The sequence below is a fragment of the Massilia pseudoviolaceinigra genome, from assembly GCF_030846505.1.
Classification (GTDB): Bacteria; Pseudomonadota; Gammaproteobacteria; order Burkholderiales; family Burkholderiaceae_D; genus Telluria_A; species Telluria_A violaceinigra.
The window spans coordinates 1-17273 of sequence record NZ_JAVCWL010000060.1 but is presented as its reverse complement, the minus strand read 5'-3'; the positions used below and the strand labels follow the sequence as shown (position 1 = coordinate 17273).

The window sequence follows — 17273 nt, the reverse complement described above, 5'->3', positions numbered from 1 at the left end:
TAGTGGTGGCGCGGCACCTGCGCCTGTAGCTCCGGCGAATACGGTCATTACGCCTGCCGAACCGGCAAAGGTCGTCGGTGCCCTTGGCGCCGGCGTAGCTGGCAATCTCACCCCAAGCAGCGGCAACACGGCGGCGGGCGATGCGGCAGCACCCAAGACGGGCAAGGCCGCCACCTACACGACCGGTAGCACGACCGTCGGCATCAACGTCGGCACGATCAACGTCGATACCGCAGTGCAGGGCGTTGCGGCTCAAGGCGTTATCGCCGGCGGAGCGCCATCGGTTGACACTTCCGTCGCCGCAGGCGGCACCAAGATCGGCGCGCAAGCGGCCGGTACTGCCGGCGAAGCGGGCCCGGTTTCCACCGACGCCCAGCAACAAGGTACTGGCGGCGCAGCGGACGTCACGGTTGGCACGAGTGCGCAGCCCGTCGTCAAGGGCCAGGTGGCAGGCAATGCCCTGCCTGGCAGCATCATCGCGGGCAATGCCCGCGCAGCGCAGCAGAGCGCCATCGGCGACCTGACTACCTCGTTCGCAAAGTTCGCCGCTGCTCGTCCTGTGACGGTGGCCGATAAAAAAGTGGACGCCGGTGTCTTCGGCCCCAATGCAAAAGATGTCAACGGCCGCGCCACCGATCCGAACGTCCCGAACGTTACGCTGACCAGCAACGCCGACTGGAAAGCGCCGACCGGCAATCTGTTCTCCCTGAAACCGGGCGAGGGCGCCGGCTATCTGGTCGAGACCGACCCGCTGTTCACCGACAAGAACAAGTGGACCGGCAGCGATTACTTCCTGGACCAGCTCGACCTTGACCCGCAGCGCACCCTGAAGCGCTACGGCGATGGTTTCGTGGAGCAGCGCGCGTTCGCCGACCAGCTGATCAACATCACCGGCCGCAACAAGCTGTCCGGCTACGAGAATAACGAACAGGCGTTCAAGGCGCTGATGGATTCCGGCGTGGCCTACGCCAAACAGTTCCAGCTCACGCCTGGCGTGGCGCTGTCCGAGCAGCAGATGGCCCAGCTGACCACCGACATCGTGTGGATGCAGGAAGAAACCGTTACTCTGCCGGACGGCAGCTTCACCACGGCCCTGGTGCCCAAGGTCTACCTGCGTCGTCCGCAACAGGGCGACCTGTCGACCGGCGGCGCGCTGATTGCCGGCGACAACGTCACCATCCGCAACCAGAACGGCAGCATCAGCAACAGCGGCACCATCCTGGCCGGCTATGCCAATGCGAAGCCGACCGACATGCACGGCACGGTCACGCTTGACGCCCAGAATGTCACCAATCGCGGCACCGTCGCCGGCAATGCGATCGACATCAAGGCAGCGAACGATATCGCCAACGTCGGCGGGCGCATTGCAGGCCTGTCCAACAAAGGCGTCGATGGCAGCGCCACCGACGACAGCCGGGTCACGCTCAATGCCGGCCGCGACATTCTCGTCGCCAGCACCACGCAGACGCGCAGCGTTGACACTGTTGGCAACAACGGCACCAGCACGTCGAGCCGCACCAACATCGACCGCGTCGCAACCATTGCGGGCGGCAACGTGTTCATCGATGCCAAAGGCAATTTCACGGCGCGCGCGGCCCAGGTCGACGCGGCCGCGAATTTGACTGTGTTGGCGGGCAAGAACATCGACATCGCCGGCGTGGAAGAAAAGCACGCGCTGTTCGTGCCGCTCGGCGGCAACACGATGGGCCGCACCGGCTACACCAACGAGGCGAGCGTATCGAACGTCGGCAGCAATCTGACTGCCGGCAATAACGCCACCATCAGGGCAGTCGGCGATGCGACGCTGAGCGGCAGCCGTGTCGCCGCGGCCAACGACGTGGTCATTGGCGGCGCCAACGTCACCATCTCCGCAGTCAAGGACCGCACCCTCGTCGACGTTCAGACGGCGGGCCGCAAGCAGTACGACCGTGCCATGAACGATGACGAAAGCCTCAGTGGCGGCGTCGTCAGCGCCGGCAACAACGTCACCATCAGCGCGAGCGGCGTTGCGACCGGCCAGAAAGACAAGGACGGCAAGGCGATTGCCCAGGTGGGTACGGGCAACCTCGTCCTCAACGCGGCCAACGTGACCGCCCTGAAAGGGACGGCAGGGCTGCTGGCCAACAACGACGTGTCGATCCAGACGATCACCACCGGCCATGACAGCCTGAACGACAGCTACAGCAAGAGCGGCAACCTGGTCAAGAGCAAGACCACGACGACGTCGAGTACATCGAGCACCCGGCAGGCCGAGGGCAGCAGCATCGCCGGCAACAGCGTCGCCATCGTCGCCGGCAACGGCAAGGACCTGGTGGGCAACGTCAACGTGATCGGCTCGTCGGTGCTTGCCGACACCACGCTGACCGTCACTGCCGGCGCCGACATCAACGTCCTGGCCGCAACCAGCACCGGCATGTATAGCCAGGCGACATCGGTCAGGCAATCGGGCCTGTCCGGCGCCAAGAACGGCGTTGGTTTCAGTGCCGGATCGTCGACCGTGAAAACCCGCGACGACGGCAGCTTCGCCACCCAGAGCGAGACGGGAAGCGTGCTCGGCAGCACTGGCGGCAACGTGACCCTGAACGCAGGCAAGAACGCCACCATTGCCGGCAGCGACCTGATCGCCGGACGCCTGGAAACCGACAAGACGCTGCTGAACGGGAACATCGATATCTCGGCGCACAACATTGCCATCATTCCGGGCCAGGACCAGCGCCACGAAACGCGCTCGCTCGACACCACGTCGAAGAGCCTCACCGTGGCCGTGGTCGGCACGCCGGTCGATACCCTGCGCAACCTGAAGGAGATCAAGAAGGACAAGAGCAAGTTCGGCCGCGTCAACGGCACGCTCTCCGAACTGGCCGACAGCAGCCTGACCGCGCCGCAAGTGGCGGTCACGTTCGGCAAGAGCCAGACCAGCAGCAGTACGGTGCATGATGGCGAGACGCAGACCGGCAGCAGCCTGAGCGCGAGCGGCGACATCCGCTTGACGGCGCGCGGCAGCGGCGTGACGGGCGCGGACGGCAAGCCGCTTGACGGCGACATCACCGTGCGCGGTTCACGCATCGACGGCGGCGGCTTGGTAAAGCTGGGCGCCGAACGCAACATCACGGTGGAAGCGTCCACCGACCGCAGCAGCGACAGCAGCGCGGCGACGGCCAACGGGGCGACCTTCAGCACGGCGGGCACGAGCCTGGGCGACATCACGCGCTCCATCAACGGCGGGCCGAACAGTGGCGGTGTGACCCTGTCGCCGTACAACCAGAAACGCGCCAGCGACAGCGGCAGCGAAACAAGCACCCGGCAGACGGCCAGCCTGATCAATGGCAACAAGGTCGAACTGGTCAGCAACAAGGGCGACATCCTGGTGCAGGGCAGCGGCGTCAAGGCCAAGGGCGACATTGCGCTGACCGCAAAGGATGGCAGGATCGACATCGTCAGCGGCCAGGACGGCACCGTGATCAAGGAAACCCACAACATCATGCAGCTGGGCGACCTGGGCGGCAATGGCACGGCCAACACGGTGGGCATCAAGCGCGGCAGCGACACGCTCGATACGCGCAAGGACCAGCAGAACACGATCCGCAGCGGCCTGTCCGCCGGCGGCGACCTGGCCATTACCGCGAAAGACAATGTCGCCGTGCGCGGCAGCGACCTGCGCGCCGACGGCAACGTCGACATCAAGGGCAGGAACGTTGTGCTTGACCCGGGCGTGGATGAGGTCAGCACGAAAGCGACCAGCCAGAACAGCCAGTTTGGCGTGACGGTGGCGCTGTCCGGCTATGCGGTGGACGCGGCGAATGCGGTCAAGCAGGCAGCCGTGGCGCACGAGCAGAAGGACGACGACAAGCTGGCCGGCATTTACGCGGTCAAGGCAGCGATCACGGTTGCCAACGGCACCGGCGTGGGCGGAGGAACGCCGGCGGCCAACAACACGCAGGCGCCGGCGTCGAGCCAGGCGTCGATCAAGGCGACGGTCAGCATCGGCGGCAACAGCAGCGATAGCAGCACCGACAACAGCGCCTTGCAGAACAGGGGCAGCACGGTCAGCGCGGGCCAGAACCTGACCATCGTTGCCACTGGCGACGGCGGGAAGGGTGCGGACGGCAAGGCGCTCGATGGCGACATCACTGCGCGTGGCGCGGTACTGAGCGGCAAGGACGTCACTTTGGACGCCGCCCGCGATATCAGGCTGGGTAGCGCGCAGGACACCAGTGCCAACGACAGCAGGAACAGCAGTCAGAACGCGTCGGTGGGTGTCGGCTTCGGCCTGGGCGGTACGCAGAACGGGTTCACCCTGGAACTGGCCGCCGGGCAGTCGCATGGCAACGCCAACGGCGACGCCACGACCAACCAGAACACCAGCGTGACGGCCAGCGACGTACTGACGATCAAGAGCGGCAAGGACACCACCCTGGCCGGGGCGCAGGTCAGGGGTGACAAGGTGGTGGCCAACATTGGCGGCGACCTCAATATCGCGAGCCTGCAGGATACCGACAATTATAAAAGCCGGGAAAAGAGCAGCGGGGGAAGCGTGAGCATTTGCGTGCCGCCGTTCTGCTATGGCGCCAGTTCGGGCAGCGTGAACGCGGCCAAGGCGAATACCGACAGCGCGTTCGTGGGCGTGAGCCAGCAGTCTGGCATCTATGCCGGTGCGCAGGGCTTCGATGTCACCGTCAAGAACAATACCGATCTGGTTGGTGGCGTGATTGCCAGTGCCTCGGGTGCCGACAAGAACAAGCTGACGACGGGCACCCTGACCCAGACGGACGTGAAGAATGCGGCCAGCTATGACAGCGACAGCAGCAGCGTGAATCTGTCGTACAGCAGCGGCGCCAGTGCGATCCAGACCATCGGCAGCAATGTGGCCGGAAACATGGCGGGCAATCTAACGCCAGCGCAAAACGGCAATGCTGCCGGCACGACGAAGAGCGCGATCAGCGCGGGCACGATTGTCATTACCGACGCCAAGGGACAGATCGCCGCAACGGGGAAGACAGCGGAGGAGGCCGTTGCTGAAACTAATCGCGATACGGCCAACAGCGCCGGGGCCATTGCCAAGATTTTTGATCAGAAAAAACTGCTGGAAGACCAGGAGTATGCGAAGGCGCTGTCCGGCGTGGTGCAGCAATCGACTGTCTTTATCGAAAAGAAACTTGGTGATGTACTGGTTGGAACCGACCTTGCTACCAAGGTCGCAGTTCATGCGGTGATCGACGGCGCTCTGACGAAGCTGGTTGGCGGCGATTTCAGTTCGGGCGCTGCGGCATCTGCTGCCACGACGGCACTGCTTGAAACGTTCGGCGACGACATCAAGAAAATCCCGGGCTTGAAACCTGACGACGTGCGTGCCCTGACGACATTGCTGGCATCCACAGTGGGCAACGTCGTTGCTGGCGCTTCGGGTGCGTCCCCGGAAGCCGCCAACGCGGCCGGACTCGTGACGGGAGCAGCGGCGGAAAATAATTTTCTCCGGCATAAAGAAGCCGATGCCATGGCGAAAGAGTTTGCCGAGTGCGAGAAAAAACCGAAAGGGTGCGCCGAGTACGAGGAAATACGCAACAAATATCGTATCCTGTCGACGAAGAATATTGCTGCGGTCGAAGCTTGTATTAAAGGGGGTGATGTTGCGTGTGTGAAGAATTTGGAAGGCGACGCTGCCACTGCCAAGGAAATCAGCAATGTTCTCATGGGCTGGGATCATACTTTTTTTGAGGGGCGCCAAAACAATATCCGTGATGGTGGCGTAAAGGGCACCGCTTCGCTCTTTGGAACCGATATCGAACAGGCCGAACAAATCCACACGTTCAGGCAAAATTTCTGTGTGGGTATGAACGCGGGAGGTTGCGATCAACTGGTAAATGCAACGCTGAAGGATCGTTTGGAACGCGTTGGTTTGCTTAGTTTGGCAGGGGCGCTCACGGTAAAAGTCGCGGGTGCGATCAAGGGTGTCAGTCTCAGGTTTGTGCCCGTTAAAGGCGTGGCCTCAGCGCCGCCAGTGGCGAAAACGCCGAATGCGGGCGAGCCTATCCAGCCGGGAACAGGTACGCCAAATCCAAAGGGGGCACCCAAGGGAGCACCGGGTACGGTAGATCAACATTTACGAATCGGCGACGAACCGTACATCCCGGGTAATGCGGTGTTTGACCGCGACGGAAAACTCGTCGGCCGCATGGACCCGGTCACTAATAAGCTGGAACCGCGAAGTGGATTAGACAACACGTCGATTGTTCCGAGAAAGCCGTTTGATATAATTGATAGTGGCGGGGCCGTCACTGTTCCGCCGGGCTCGGGAGGTAGCACAAAGCCACCATTGTTGCTCCTAAAGGGAACCGATGGTGATGGGGCAAATAGTTCAGGGCCTGTTTCATTCGCTAACCGCGTGCCAGGTGAGTCGTTCAGTATTGAGCCTGTCCCGTACCTCAGCCCAGAACAGGCACTGCGTACGCCAGGAAAAATTCTCTATGTCGTGAAAGAGGACGGTTCGTTGGTTATTGCACGCACGAACAGCGATAATTTATTCGGACACTTTGACTTGGCGAAGGGTGAAAATATCCTGGCTGGCGGCGAGGGCCGTATTTATTCCGGGCAAGTTAAAACCTTAGATAACGCTTCTGGTCACTACTTGCCAGAAGGGCAGTCGGCACAAGATGCTGCTGTAAAGGCATTCAAAGATGCCGGGTTCAAGGTGCCGGACGGTGCATACGTTGAGAAGGTCTATGACTTCAAACTTGGGAAATGGGTGCCAAAAAATGGGTGAAATTATTAACAAGGAGTTTGATGCGATTTCACAAAAGCTAATTGATGCTTGCGCCGACCCGACGTTCGGAGAAGACCAGCTTGAGCCGTTATACCTTCAATTCCTGGAATTTCTTGCGAGGAACGAAGAGCATCGACAGCAGCTCGTTGAACGCATCTTGGGCGTGATGAAAAGGTATCGCACAGCGCGTGAGGTGAAAGGCCGATTATTGCCGGGAACAGCGATTGCGTATGCCATGCATGAGCTGCGCTGGCCCGAGATATTTGCCTTTGCCGATTCGGAAAATCACGAGTTCTACGCGCCACGAATGGAAACGTCGATGTCGAATCTCATGGATGCGTATTCGGACGAATGGGAAGATCGTATTTTTTACGAGCGTTTCCAATAGTGTTTGGGAGCGGGGTCACGTCCGGAAAAGGCGGCCGGGCCAGCGCCGACAAACTTACACGACAGGGCTGTAAGTGCTGGCCAAGGCAGCACTTCGTGACCGGTGGTTGTATCCCGTTCGTATCCCGTTCGTATCCTATGGTAGCCCATCCGTATGCTGTTCGTATCCCATTTGCGTTCGGAAAAATCCGCTCAGGTGTCAAAACTCCAGCAAAAGCGGTCATGGGCCGGGTGCGCGGGGAGTCCCCGCCACCCCTGCTGATCGCTCACACATCACGCAACCCTTCGGGTTGGGGCAAAGCCGGCCGTTGCAGGCTTTGCGTGTTAAACGCTAGCGCATTCTGCGTTTAACGCTTAACGCTGAAATGGCCCGTAGTGCGCGCCGTTGCAGGCGGTCTGTATTAACGAGGTCTGCCGCTGCCGTGTCTTTCAAATTAAAAAAAAGCCGTCCCCAACCCGCTGCTGTTCGCGTGGGTTCCAGGTACGGCTTCTTTTTTAGCTGCTAAGAAAGAGCGCTTAGGCGTTGGCCTGAGCCAGCACCGTTTCCAGCATTTCCATCACAAAGCGCTGCTTCTGCTTGGGCAGTTCGCTGATGCGCTCGATGCTGCGTTCCAGCTGCGAGGCAGGCCCACGCTTGCCCGTGCGTGCGGCGGCGACTGTCGCCCGCCCCAGCAGCACATCCACCTGAACCTTAAACGTCTCGGCCAGGATCGGCAGCATCGACGCCGGCACGCGCAGGCGCGCCACCTCGTAGTGGGCGAGCGTCTGCTGGGCGATGCCGAGCACCGCAGCCAGTTGTTGCTGCGTCATGTCGTGTTCGTGGCGCAGTTGAGCGATGCGCTTGCCCAGTTCCACGAAGAACGGCTTGTCGTTTGAGGCCATTGCATCCATCCAAAGGTGCGTGTGTGACCCCATAAGATACCTCCTGTTTTTAGAAACAGAGTTGGCAATACTCTGAAATAGAGTAATGATCAAGGCGGTTATTTTTATTTTTACCCCCTTGACAGGTTTTAGAGCTGAGCACGAAAAATGGCACGTATCCCGGAAGCTGACATCGCGCGGCTAAAAAATGAAGTGTCGCTGGTGCGCCTGATCGAGAGCCAGGGTCACACGCTGACCAAGCGCGGCAAGGATTGGGTGATGCGCTGCGTGTTCCACGACGACGCCACCGCCAGCCTGGTCGTCACCGAAAGCAAGAATCTGTACCACTGCTTCGGTTGCAACGCGGCCGGCAGCGTGATCGACTGGGTGATGAAGACGCAGGGCGTGTCGCTGCCACATGCCGTGCAGTTACTGCGTAACGGTGCGCCGCTGGAAGGCGGGCAGGCCGGGGACAAGGCAGGCATCAAGCGCAGCCACCAGCGGCACCTTCCTCCCTTAGTTGCCGATACGGCCGACGAGCAGGCGCTGCTGGTGCAGGTAACGGACTACTACCACTCGGCGCTGAAGCAGTCGCCCGACGCGCTGGCCTACCTGCAAAGCCGGGGGCTGGTCAGCAGCGAGATGATCGACGTGTTCAAGCTGGGCTACGCCGACCGGACGCTGACGTACCGGCTGCCGCCAGGGCAGAACGTGGCCGGCCGCGAAATCCGCACCCGGTTGCAGGCGGTGGGCGTGTACCGCAGCAGCGGCCACGAACACCTGAACGGCTGCATCGTGGTGCCGGTGATCGGCATGGAGGATGGCGCCATGCCCGAGCAGTCCGGCAAGATCATGCAGCTATATGGCCGGCGCATCGCGCCGAACAGCAAGATCCCCGCCGACCAGCCGCGCCACATGTATCTGCCGCGCCCGCTCAAGGGCGTCTGGAACGAGGCGGCGCTGATGGCCAGCCGCGAAATCATCCTGTGCGAGTCGCTGATCGACGCCATGACGTTCTGGTGCGCGGGATACCGCAACGTGATCGCGGCCTATGGCGTGAACGGATTTACGGTTGACCACTGGCAGGCGGTGAAGCGTTACGGCGTAACGCGGGTGCTGATCGCCTATGACCGCGACGACGCCGGTAACGCGGCGGCCGACAAGCTGGCGGCCGAGCTCATGGAAGCCGGCATCGAGTGCTTCCGGGTGCTGTTCCCGAAGGAGATGGACGCCAACGACTATGCGCTCAAGGTTCAGCCGGCCGTGAAAAGTCTGGGCCTGCTGCTGCACCAGTCCCAATGGCTGGGTAAAGGGAACGGCCGGGCGTGACCGTCATCGAGCCGGCGCCGGATGCGTTGGAGGAAACAAGCGCGGCTAAAGAAGAAATGCCGGGTGAGATTGAACGCGCCGAGCCGGCAGATGTGCCGCCGACGCCAACGCCGGCCGCCGTCGCTGACACTTCCTCTTTAGCCGCCATGCCGGCGCCTGAGCTGCCACCGGTGCCGGCCATGCCCGCAGCGCCGGCGGGGGAGCAAGCGGAGCAGACAACCATCAAGGGCGAACTGCTGCTCGCGCTGGGCGACCGCCACTGGCGCATACGGGGCTGGCAGAAGAACCTGTCGCCGGAGACGATGCGCGTGAACGTGCAGGTGCGGCGCGACGCCAGTGACAAGGCGGATGCCGCCTACTATGTCGACACGCTCGACGTGTACAGTGCCAAGCAGCGCATGGTCTACATCAAGCAGGCCGCGCTTGAGCTGGGTGTGCAGGACGAGGTGATCAAGCGCGACCTTGGCCGCGTGCTGCTCAAGCTGGAAGGCTTGCAGGACGGGGCGATCCCGGAAGCGCTGGCGCCCAAGGATACGGCGCCGACCCTGACCGATGGGGAGCATGCCGCCGCCTTGGCGCTGTTGAAGGCGCCGGATCTGACACGGCGCCTGGTGGCTGACATGGAGCGCTGCGGCGTGGTCGGCGAGGCGACCAACCTGCTGGCCGGCTACCTGGCGGCGGTGTCGCGCAAGCTCGATGCACCGCTGGCGGTGCTGATCCAGTCATCCTCCGCTGCCAGCAAAAGCTCGTTGATGGATGCAGTGCTGAATCTGGTGCCGGCCGAGGAGCGCATCCAGTACAGCGCCATGACGGGGCAAAGCCTGTTCTACCTGGGCGAGACCGACTTGCAGCACAAGATACTGGCCATCGCCGAGGAGGAAGGTGTGCGCCAGGCCGCGTATGCCTTGAAGCTGCTGCAGTCGGATGGCGAGCTGACGATTGCCAGCACCGGCAAGGACGACACGACCGGCAACCTGGTCACGAAACAGTACCGCGTTAAGGGACCGGTGATGCTAATGCTGACCACCACGGCCATCGACGTCGACGAAGAGCTGCTGAACCGCTGCCTGGTGTTGACGGTGAACGAGTCGCGCGAGCAGACGCAGGCGATCCATGCGCGCCAGCGCGCCAAGCAGACGCTGGCTGGCTTGATGATGGACAACGACAAGCAAAGCATCATGGCGCTGCACCAGAATGCGCAGCGGCTGTTAAAAGCCGTGCATGTGGTCAATCCCTACGCCGACCGGCTGACCTTCCTGGACGACAAGACGCGGATGCGGCGCGACCACATGAAATACCTGACGCTGATACGCGCCATCGCCTTGCTGCACCAGTACCAGCGGCCGGTGCGCTCGATCCTGCACCGCGACGTTCGCCTTGAATACATCGAGGTGACCAAGGACGATATCGCGCTGGCCAACCGGATCGCGCACGAGGTGCTGGGCCGCACGCTGGACGAACTGCCGCCGCAGCCCCGGCGCCTGCTCACGATGCTGCAAGCGTGGGTGGCGGAGCGCTGCGCCGCGCTGGACATGCAGCCGGCCGCGTTCCGCTTTACGCGCAAGCAGGTGCGCGAGGTGACGCGCTGGGGAGATACGCAATTGAAGTTGTACTTCGCGCGCCTGGTGGAGCTGGCATACCTGGTCGCCCACTTCAACGGGCGGCGCCAGGCCACCGAATACGAGCTGCTGTATGACGGCCAGGGCGACGGCAATCCGCACCTGATGGGCCTGATCGACCCGGCCACGCTCGATCAGGAGCGCCGCCCAGAGCGCGACAACGGCGCCGAGTGGTCGGATCAAAACAGCGAGTGGTCGGCCAGCGGTCGGGATGTGGTCGGCATGCAGTCGGGGTGCGGTCGGGCGCCGAAAACGACGGCTGCACCGGGCGTCGCTGCCGATTCGCCGCCGGGTGTGCCGAAAACGCGTAGTAAGAGAAGCGGCGCATCCGCTTTAGCCGCCGTTGTTGATGCCGTCGTAGGGTGATGCCATGGGCAAAAAGGGGCAACAGACACCGCTTGGCGTCATCGGCCCGGCCGACGATCCTGGCAGCCTGTATCACCAGATGCAGCAGTTCCTGCAATGGATGCGCGAGCGTAACTACAGCCACCGGACCACCGACAACCGAGAAGTGTATCTGCGCTACTTCATCCTGTGGTGCGACGAGCGCGGCCTGACGCGGCCGCAGGAGATCACGCGCCCGATCCTGGAACGCTACCAGCGCTACATGTTCCTGTACCGGAAGAAGGATGGCCAGCCGCTCTCGACCCGCAGCCAGGCCACGCGGGTGACGCCGATCCGGGCCTGGTTCAAGTGGCTGACCAAGACCAACCGCATCCTGTACAACCCGGCGTCGGACCTGGACCTGCCGCGCATGGAGCACCGCCTGCCGCGCCATATCCTGACGGCGGCCGAGGCGGACCGGGTGATGAACATCCCGGACATCACGACGCCGACCGGCCTGCGCGACCGCGCCATCCTGGAGACCCTGTACAGCACGGGCATCCGGCGCATGGAGGTGCTGGCCCTGAACCAGTTCGACATCGACATCGAGCGCGGCACGATGATGGTGCGGCAGGGCAAAGGCAAGAAGGATCGGACGATTCCGATCGGCGAGCGAGCGCTGGCGTGGATACAGAAGTACCGCGACGAGGTGCGATCGGAACTGGCGCCGGCCCAGGACGACGGCACGCTGTTCCTGACGCAGCTGGGCGAGCCGTTCACGCCGAACCGGCTGACGCAGATGGTGCGCGACATCATCGACGCGGCCAAGATCAACAAGCGGGGCAGCTGCCACCTGTTCCGGCACACGATGGCGACCTTGATGCTGGAGAACGGAGCCGATATCCGCTTCATCCAGGCGATGCTGGGACATGTTGAATTGAAGACCACGCAGATCTACACGCAGGTGTCCATCGTCAAGCTCAAGGAGATCCACACGCTGACGCATCCTGCGCGCCTGGAGCGCTTGCGCAGCGCGGAGGATGCCGAGGCCCAGGGCGAGGCCGAAGACGCCGCCAGCGACCTGCTGGCCGCATTGAACGCCGAAGCCGATGAGGAGGATCCGGGCGCCGGCGAGGCTTGAGGCGAACGAAGAGATTGCGCAGCGGTCTAACTGTTACGCAGTAACGAGAACGAGGAGGGAAGGATCATGGCCAAGACTGCAGCGCAGCGGCAAGCTGCCTACCGGGCGCGCCGGCCAATGGCGGGCCGCAACGGCGAGCGCCGGCTAAACACCTGGTTGAGCACTGGCGCCTCCCTGGCACTGGCCCGGCTCGCCAAACGTTACGGCGTAACGCAGCGCGAAGTGCTGGAGCGCTTCATCTGCGCCGAGGATGATCGGATACTAAGCGGCATCAAGCCGGACTCGCCCGAGTGGAATGCCTACTTCGACATCAAGACTGTTACGCCGTAACGGCGCTCTCAGCTTTAGCGGGCTCGGCAGTAAAAACGGCTGATCAGCCGCTGCGCGGTACTGCCAGCCGCGAGCGGAGGCAACGGCCACGCTGTGAATCGAGTCAGGACAACAGGGCGCGCGCTGCGCGCTTGCCGCCGCGCTTCGCCGTCAGCCAGCCGCCTGCCACGCAAAGGCACAGTCCCTCCGGGGTAAATCGGCCGCTGCGCGGCCGCTTTAACATAACGCGGCATTCTGCAAAGTTGCGCCAGTCGCTGCGCTGGCGCTTCGCTTGGTGGCGCAACCCCGCGCTGCGCCGGGCCCTGGCGGGTTCGCAGAACGTCGCGTTATGTCTGGCGCCCCTTCGTGCCTGCCAGGCCATGGTGTGCGCCGTGGGCGCATGGTTCAGGCCAGGCGCTGCGCGCGTCCACCACACGGGGTGCTGCAAGCCAGGGCTACAGGGCGCGCTTGTGCGCCTTGCAGGCGCACCTCGCTTGCCGCCGCGCTCCGCCGTCAGTCAGGTCAAGAGCACGCAACCCCAACCTCAACCCCGACCCCGCAGCTAAAAAGAAGGCCATAAACCGTGCCCGTATAATTGGCGTCGGCGAGCGGCGCGGCCGTGTCGGTCGGCGGCAAATGGAACGGAAAAGCGCGTCGGCGAAAATTTACCGAAGAAGAGGTGCTTCTGGCGCCCGGGTCGGTGGAAACCCGCATGGCGTCTGGGTTTCAGCCGGTCGGCGGAGAAAAGCGCGCCGGTTCCACTTGTTGGGGCAAATAAGCTTCCGGACGTCATACCAGAGGATTTCTTCAAGGCTAAAGGCGGATCAGATGCCTCCGATTTTTTAACGCCACATTCCGTGAAACACGCTTATAACGACGCTGTACCTTCTACTAAAAATAAAACGCAGTTCGGCGAAAATATTAATGTGCGAGCCTTGCGTCAAGACACTATTGATTTTCCGGATTCTGTTTCCACTGATGCCCACGGGATCACGAAATATGTAAAAGAATATCCGTTTAATATTAGCACTCCTGACTCGCCCACCGGTCAAATGCGCGTTTTCGTGAATGGTCCAGTGCCAGATAAATCAACGCAGTTCCCCCTCTTTTTGAAGCCTAAAAAATGAATAATCTCTCGCTATCAGTTGAGGTCTTAGGGCCAAGTGTGGTTCGTGTCGTTGATCGAATTAATTTCTCTCAAACTGCGTTCGTAGTTCCAGCTGTCGACAGCGATATTGATGCACTATTGAAAAGTAGCGAAGGGTTAATAGTGGCGGAGGAATTGATCAGGTCACTTGACGGCTCCGGGCGATACTTAATTTTTACCAGTGCGTCCGGCATTGCTGATGAGTCCGGGTGGGAGGGAGTTGAGGTAAGCTACTTGAACGAACAAGTGTCCTGGCTCCTCGAGTACAATGATACAGAGTACCGCTGGTTTTTTTCGATAGATAGTTATAGATCTGAAATTGAAAAGATTAGGGACGAAATATCCGATATTCCCCAGGGAGTGAAATTAGAACCAAGCCAAGTAATTTTTCCTGAAGATTGGTGATATGGAGGGCCAGTTGCGGGTGTCTCAGCTAAACGTCAACTTGCCGAAATCCGGAGTTCGTCCGCGCGAAAGCAGCCGAGGTAGAAGGACACGGAGCAAATAGATTAGGACCGACCGTTGGCGTGCTGGAAGATGGAGCTTTTGCACAAGTATCCGCAAAATCTACAAAGGCATTTAGTGAAGAAGGGCAAAAGATATATTTATTGGCGGCAGGACGCCCTATCCGAACTGTCAATGATCTTGCTGATGCACTTAATGCATACCTTTATACATAAGTCCGTCAACCCAGTCCTTCGCGTAACGCCCGCAGAGTTTCGGCCGAGGCGTGTACTTGATCGAGTCCCTTCCAAATCGTCTTGACGCCAGGTTCTCCATCACTGGTTCGGGCAAGGAAGCCTCCAATTTTGGCAATGAGGCGCACGACATCGTTCAGGGCTGGCGGCATAGCTGGCATTTTCAGTTTATTGAGCAAGTGCGCGCCGTGAATCTCGTCGGGGTCGAAGAACAAGGCTGCATCGAGATCGGGGCAATTGCGTCCTTTGCGCATCAAGTAGGCCACACGCCATGCCACTACCATGAACAGAGCCAGCGACTTCGATTTCCGAGCGGGCGCGGTACCAGTCGATCAGTTCCGTAGCCTGTTCCAGTGGTAAGGGCTCCACAAACCCCAGCCTATTCAGTTGGGTCGATCGCTGGTTAAATCGGGGGTATGCAAATCCTTCACATTCCACGGCAGCAGCGCCTCCACGTCCTCCACTGTTTTCGCCGAAGGCAGGTCGCGCAGCACACGCCGCAGCCACATGTAAGGCTCTACTCCGTTCGCCTTGGCCGTCTCCAGCACCGAGTAGATGACGGCGCTGGCGTTGGCACCAGCCACCGTGTCGCTGAACAGCCATGCCTTGCGGCCGACGACGAACGGGCGGATCGCATTTTCGGCGCGGTTGTTGTGTGTGCCTTGCTAAGGCACGATTGATCAGTCGGTGAAATTCCGACCCGGCCAACTCGCGCTCCGGCCGGAAGCACAAGGGGCGGTTCAGGAGGTAACGAATGGACTGAAGCACTTCTTGAAAAGGCCTCTTTTAGGGGGCCAGCGAGCCATGCGGGCCGCAACGTGAGTAAACACTGAGCAGGCCTCGAAATGTCGTCGTGGATGCCGACTCGCCATAATAACGAGGAAGGCCGTCGGCGGTACCGAAGCGAGCGTGAAACGCAGGTACCGCGTCCACCGGGGTAGTGGTGGCAGCACGCATGGTATGGGTTAATCGTGCAACAAGGGAAGTCCACGGTAGTGATTTTTTGGCAATTGATCAACGACGACCTCGTGAGGGGTGGAGTCGGCTGCCGTGGATGGCGGATGGGGGTGTAGTAGTGACGAAGCTGGGTAACGCCGGTGGAGCGAAGGCCCCCTGTTCCGGTGCAAACGTTCAAAGCAGGAAGAGCCCGGGGATTGGCGTACGCCTATCAACCCCGCTTGAATCGGTTCGGACCTTGCAGAGCGCGTTGCAGACGAAAGCCAAGAGCGAAGCAGCCTATCGGTTCTACAGCCTGTGGGACAAGGTGTGCCGTGATGACGTTTTGTACGAAGCCTACCGACGCTGCCGCGCCAATCGCGGCGCCGCCGGGGTGGACGGCGAGACCTTCGCGGACATCGAAAACTACGGGTTGGCGAGCTGGCTGCAAAGATTGAAGCAGGAGCTGCGCACCAAGTCGTATCGGTGTTTGCCCCTGCTGCGTGTATGGATTCCTAAAGCAAATGGCGGACAACGTCCGCTGGGTATCCCGACCGTCCGCGACCGTGTCGCGCAGATGGCCGTGCTGCTGGTGATCGGTCCCATCTTCGATGTCGACTTGTTCCCGTGGCAGTATGGTTTCGCGAGGGCAAGGACGCCAAGATGGCACTGCGGCGCATTCATTTCTGAATCACCGATCGGGGAGCGCGCGAAGTGGTGGATGCCGACCTTGCTGATTATTTCAATACGATACCTCATGGGCGTTTGCTGCGCTGCGTTGCGCGGCGGATTACCGATGGGGCCGTACTGGCGGTCATACGCCAGTGGCTTGACACCCCCGTTGTCGAACGGAACCACACCGGCGGGGAAACTCGCACGACGGTGGCAAGGGACACCAACCGCGGTACACCGCAAGGAGGCGTTATCTCCCCGCTGTTGGCGAACCTGTACTTCCGTCGTTTCATGCTGGCGTGGTACCACGGTGGACATGCGCGGCGGCTACAAGCTGAAGTAGTCAACTATGCGGACGACTTCGTACTCCTGTGCCGGCCTGGCATGGGGCAAGAAGCGATGGTGACGATGCGACACTTGATGTCCAAGCTGGGCCTGACGGTCAATGATCAAAAGACCCGGCTGGTCCGGTTGCCTGAAGAACGGTTTGATTTCCTCGGCTACACCGTCGGGCAGTTCTACGGTCGCGAGGGGCGACGTTACTGGGGTACTGCGCCATCGAAGAAAGCCATCAAACGCTTGAAAGACCACATACATGCCGAAACGACGAGCCGGTGGTTTGCGACAACGCCAGAGACTCGGATAGAAGAATTAAATCCGATGCTGCGCGGCTGGGCGAACTATTTCAGTCAGGGGCCGGTAGGGAAGATCTATCGCCACATCGACGACCATACGGCACGGCGTTTGCGAATCTGGCTGCGTAGGCGCAGCGGCAAGCGGGGAACGGGGTACCGCCAGTATCCCGACCAGTACCTCTACGAGAAGTTGGGTCTGATACGCCTGCTGTCAATTGCACGCGGCCGCTCGAATGCGAAGGTTTGACGCGCCGGAAGAGAGCCGGATGCGGGAAATCCGCACGTCCGGTTCGACGAGGGGGATGTGGTAACGGAGCCGCTGGCATAAGCCCGCTGCCACCGCGCCACATCTCTACTCTACCGATCGGCAGGTCGCCGCGTTCCGTGTAACGCGTCAGGCGCGGCCAGCAATCGCGCAGGTACGACAGCGCCGTGCCGAGCGCGCTTTTCGGCGC

General features: G+C 61.3%; 10 protein-coding genes and 2 pseudogenes. 9 read left to right on the top strand and 3 right to left on the bottom strand.

The features are described from left to right. On the top strand, positions 1-6760 hold a 6760-nt coding region (locus RBA40_RS32570), incomplete at its 5' end, for a hemagglutinin repeat-containing protein (protein ID WP_306652975.1). Further along, entirely contained in the window at positions 6753-7148 is a 396-nt protein-coding gene (locus RBA40_RS32565) for a hypothetical protein (RefSeq protein WP_306652974.1), read from the top strand. The genes RBA40_RS32570 and RBA40_RS32565, both read left to right, overlap by 8 nt. A 515-nt stretch (positions 7149-7663) precedes the next feature. Here RBA40_RS32565 and RBA40_RS32560 read toward each other — a convergent pair. Further along, positions 7664-8029 (bottom strand): helix-turn-helix domain-containing protein, encoded by a 366-nt coding sequence (locus RBA40_RS32560; protein WP_306652973.1) that lies wholly within the window; start codon positions 8027-8029, stop codon positions 7664-7666. 147 nt (positions 8030-8176) lie between these two features. Here RBA40_RS32560 and RBA40_RS32555 point away from each other — a divergent pair, with 147 nt between their 5' ends. The 6 genes from RBA40_RS32555 (at position 8177) to RBA40_RS32530 (ending at position 14282) form a co-directional block, all read left to right on the top strand. Continuing rightward, entirely contained in the window at positions 8177-9337 is a 1161-nt protein-coding gene (locus RBA40_RS32555; protein WP_306652971.1) for a CHC2 zinc finger domain-containing protein, read from the top strand. After that, positions 9334-11322, top strand: coding sequence for a hypothetical protein (locus tag RBA40_RS32550; protein WP_306652970.1), 1989 nt, complete (start codon positions 9334-9336; stop codon positions 11320-11322). The genes RBA40_RS32555 and RBA40_RS32550 overlap by 4 nt, the downstream gene beginning before the upstream one ends. 4 nt (positions 11323-11326) lie before the next feature. Beyond that, positions 11327-12421, top strand: a complete 1095-nt coding sequence (xerC, locus tag RBA40_RS32545) for a site-specific tyrosine recombinase XerC (protein WP_306652969.1) — start codon at positions 11327-11329, stop codon at positions 12419-12421. A 66-nt stretch (positions 12422-12487) separates the two neighbouring features. Beyond that, complete coding sequence (locus tag RBA40_RS32540; protein ID WP_306652967.1) at positions 12488-12751, top strand: hypothetical protein; 264 nt, start codon at positions 12488-12490, stop codon at positions 12749-12751. An 836-nt stretch (positions 12752-13587) separates the two neighbouring features. Then, positions 13588-13857 carry a hypothetical protein gene (locus RBA40_RS32535; RefSeq protein WP_306652965.1) on the top strand — a complete coding sequence of 90 codons (270 nt, stop codon included), beginning with the start codon at positions 13588-13590 and terminating at the stop codon, positions 13855-13857. Then, positions 13854-14282: a hypothetical protein gene (locus RBA40_RS32530; protein WP_306652963.1), complete on the top strand. Its 429-nt coding sequence runs from the start codon at positions 13854-13856 to the stop codon at positions 14280-14282. Before RBA40_RS32535 ends, RBA40_RS32530 begins: the two co-directional genes overlap by 4 nt. A gap of 280 nt (positions 14283-14562) precedes the next feature. Here the strand turns inward: RBA40_RS32530 and RBA40_RS32525 are convergent. Both RBA40_RS32525 and RBA40_RS32520 read right to left on the bottom strand, forming a co-directional pair. Further along, positions 14563-14877 (bottom strand): annotated as a pseudogene (locus RBA40_RS32525) (IS4 family transposase); the annotation flags it as partial. Positions 14878-14958: 81 nt separating this feature from the next. After that, positions 14959-15228, bottom strand: a pseudogene (locus tag RBA40_RS32520) (transposase domain-containing protein); the annotation flags it as partial. Positions 15229-16225: 997 nt separating this feature from the next. Here RBA40_RS32520 and RBA40_RS32515 point away from each other — a divergent pair. Then, positions 16226-17065 (top strand): reverse transcriptase domain-containing protein, encoded by an 840-nt coding sequence (locus RBA40_RS32515; protein ID WP_306652962.1) that lies wholly within the window; start codon positions 16226-16228, stop codon positions 17063-17065. The last annotated feature ends 208 nt before the right edge of the window (positions 17066-17273 follow it).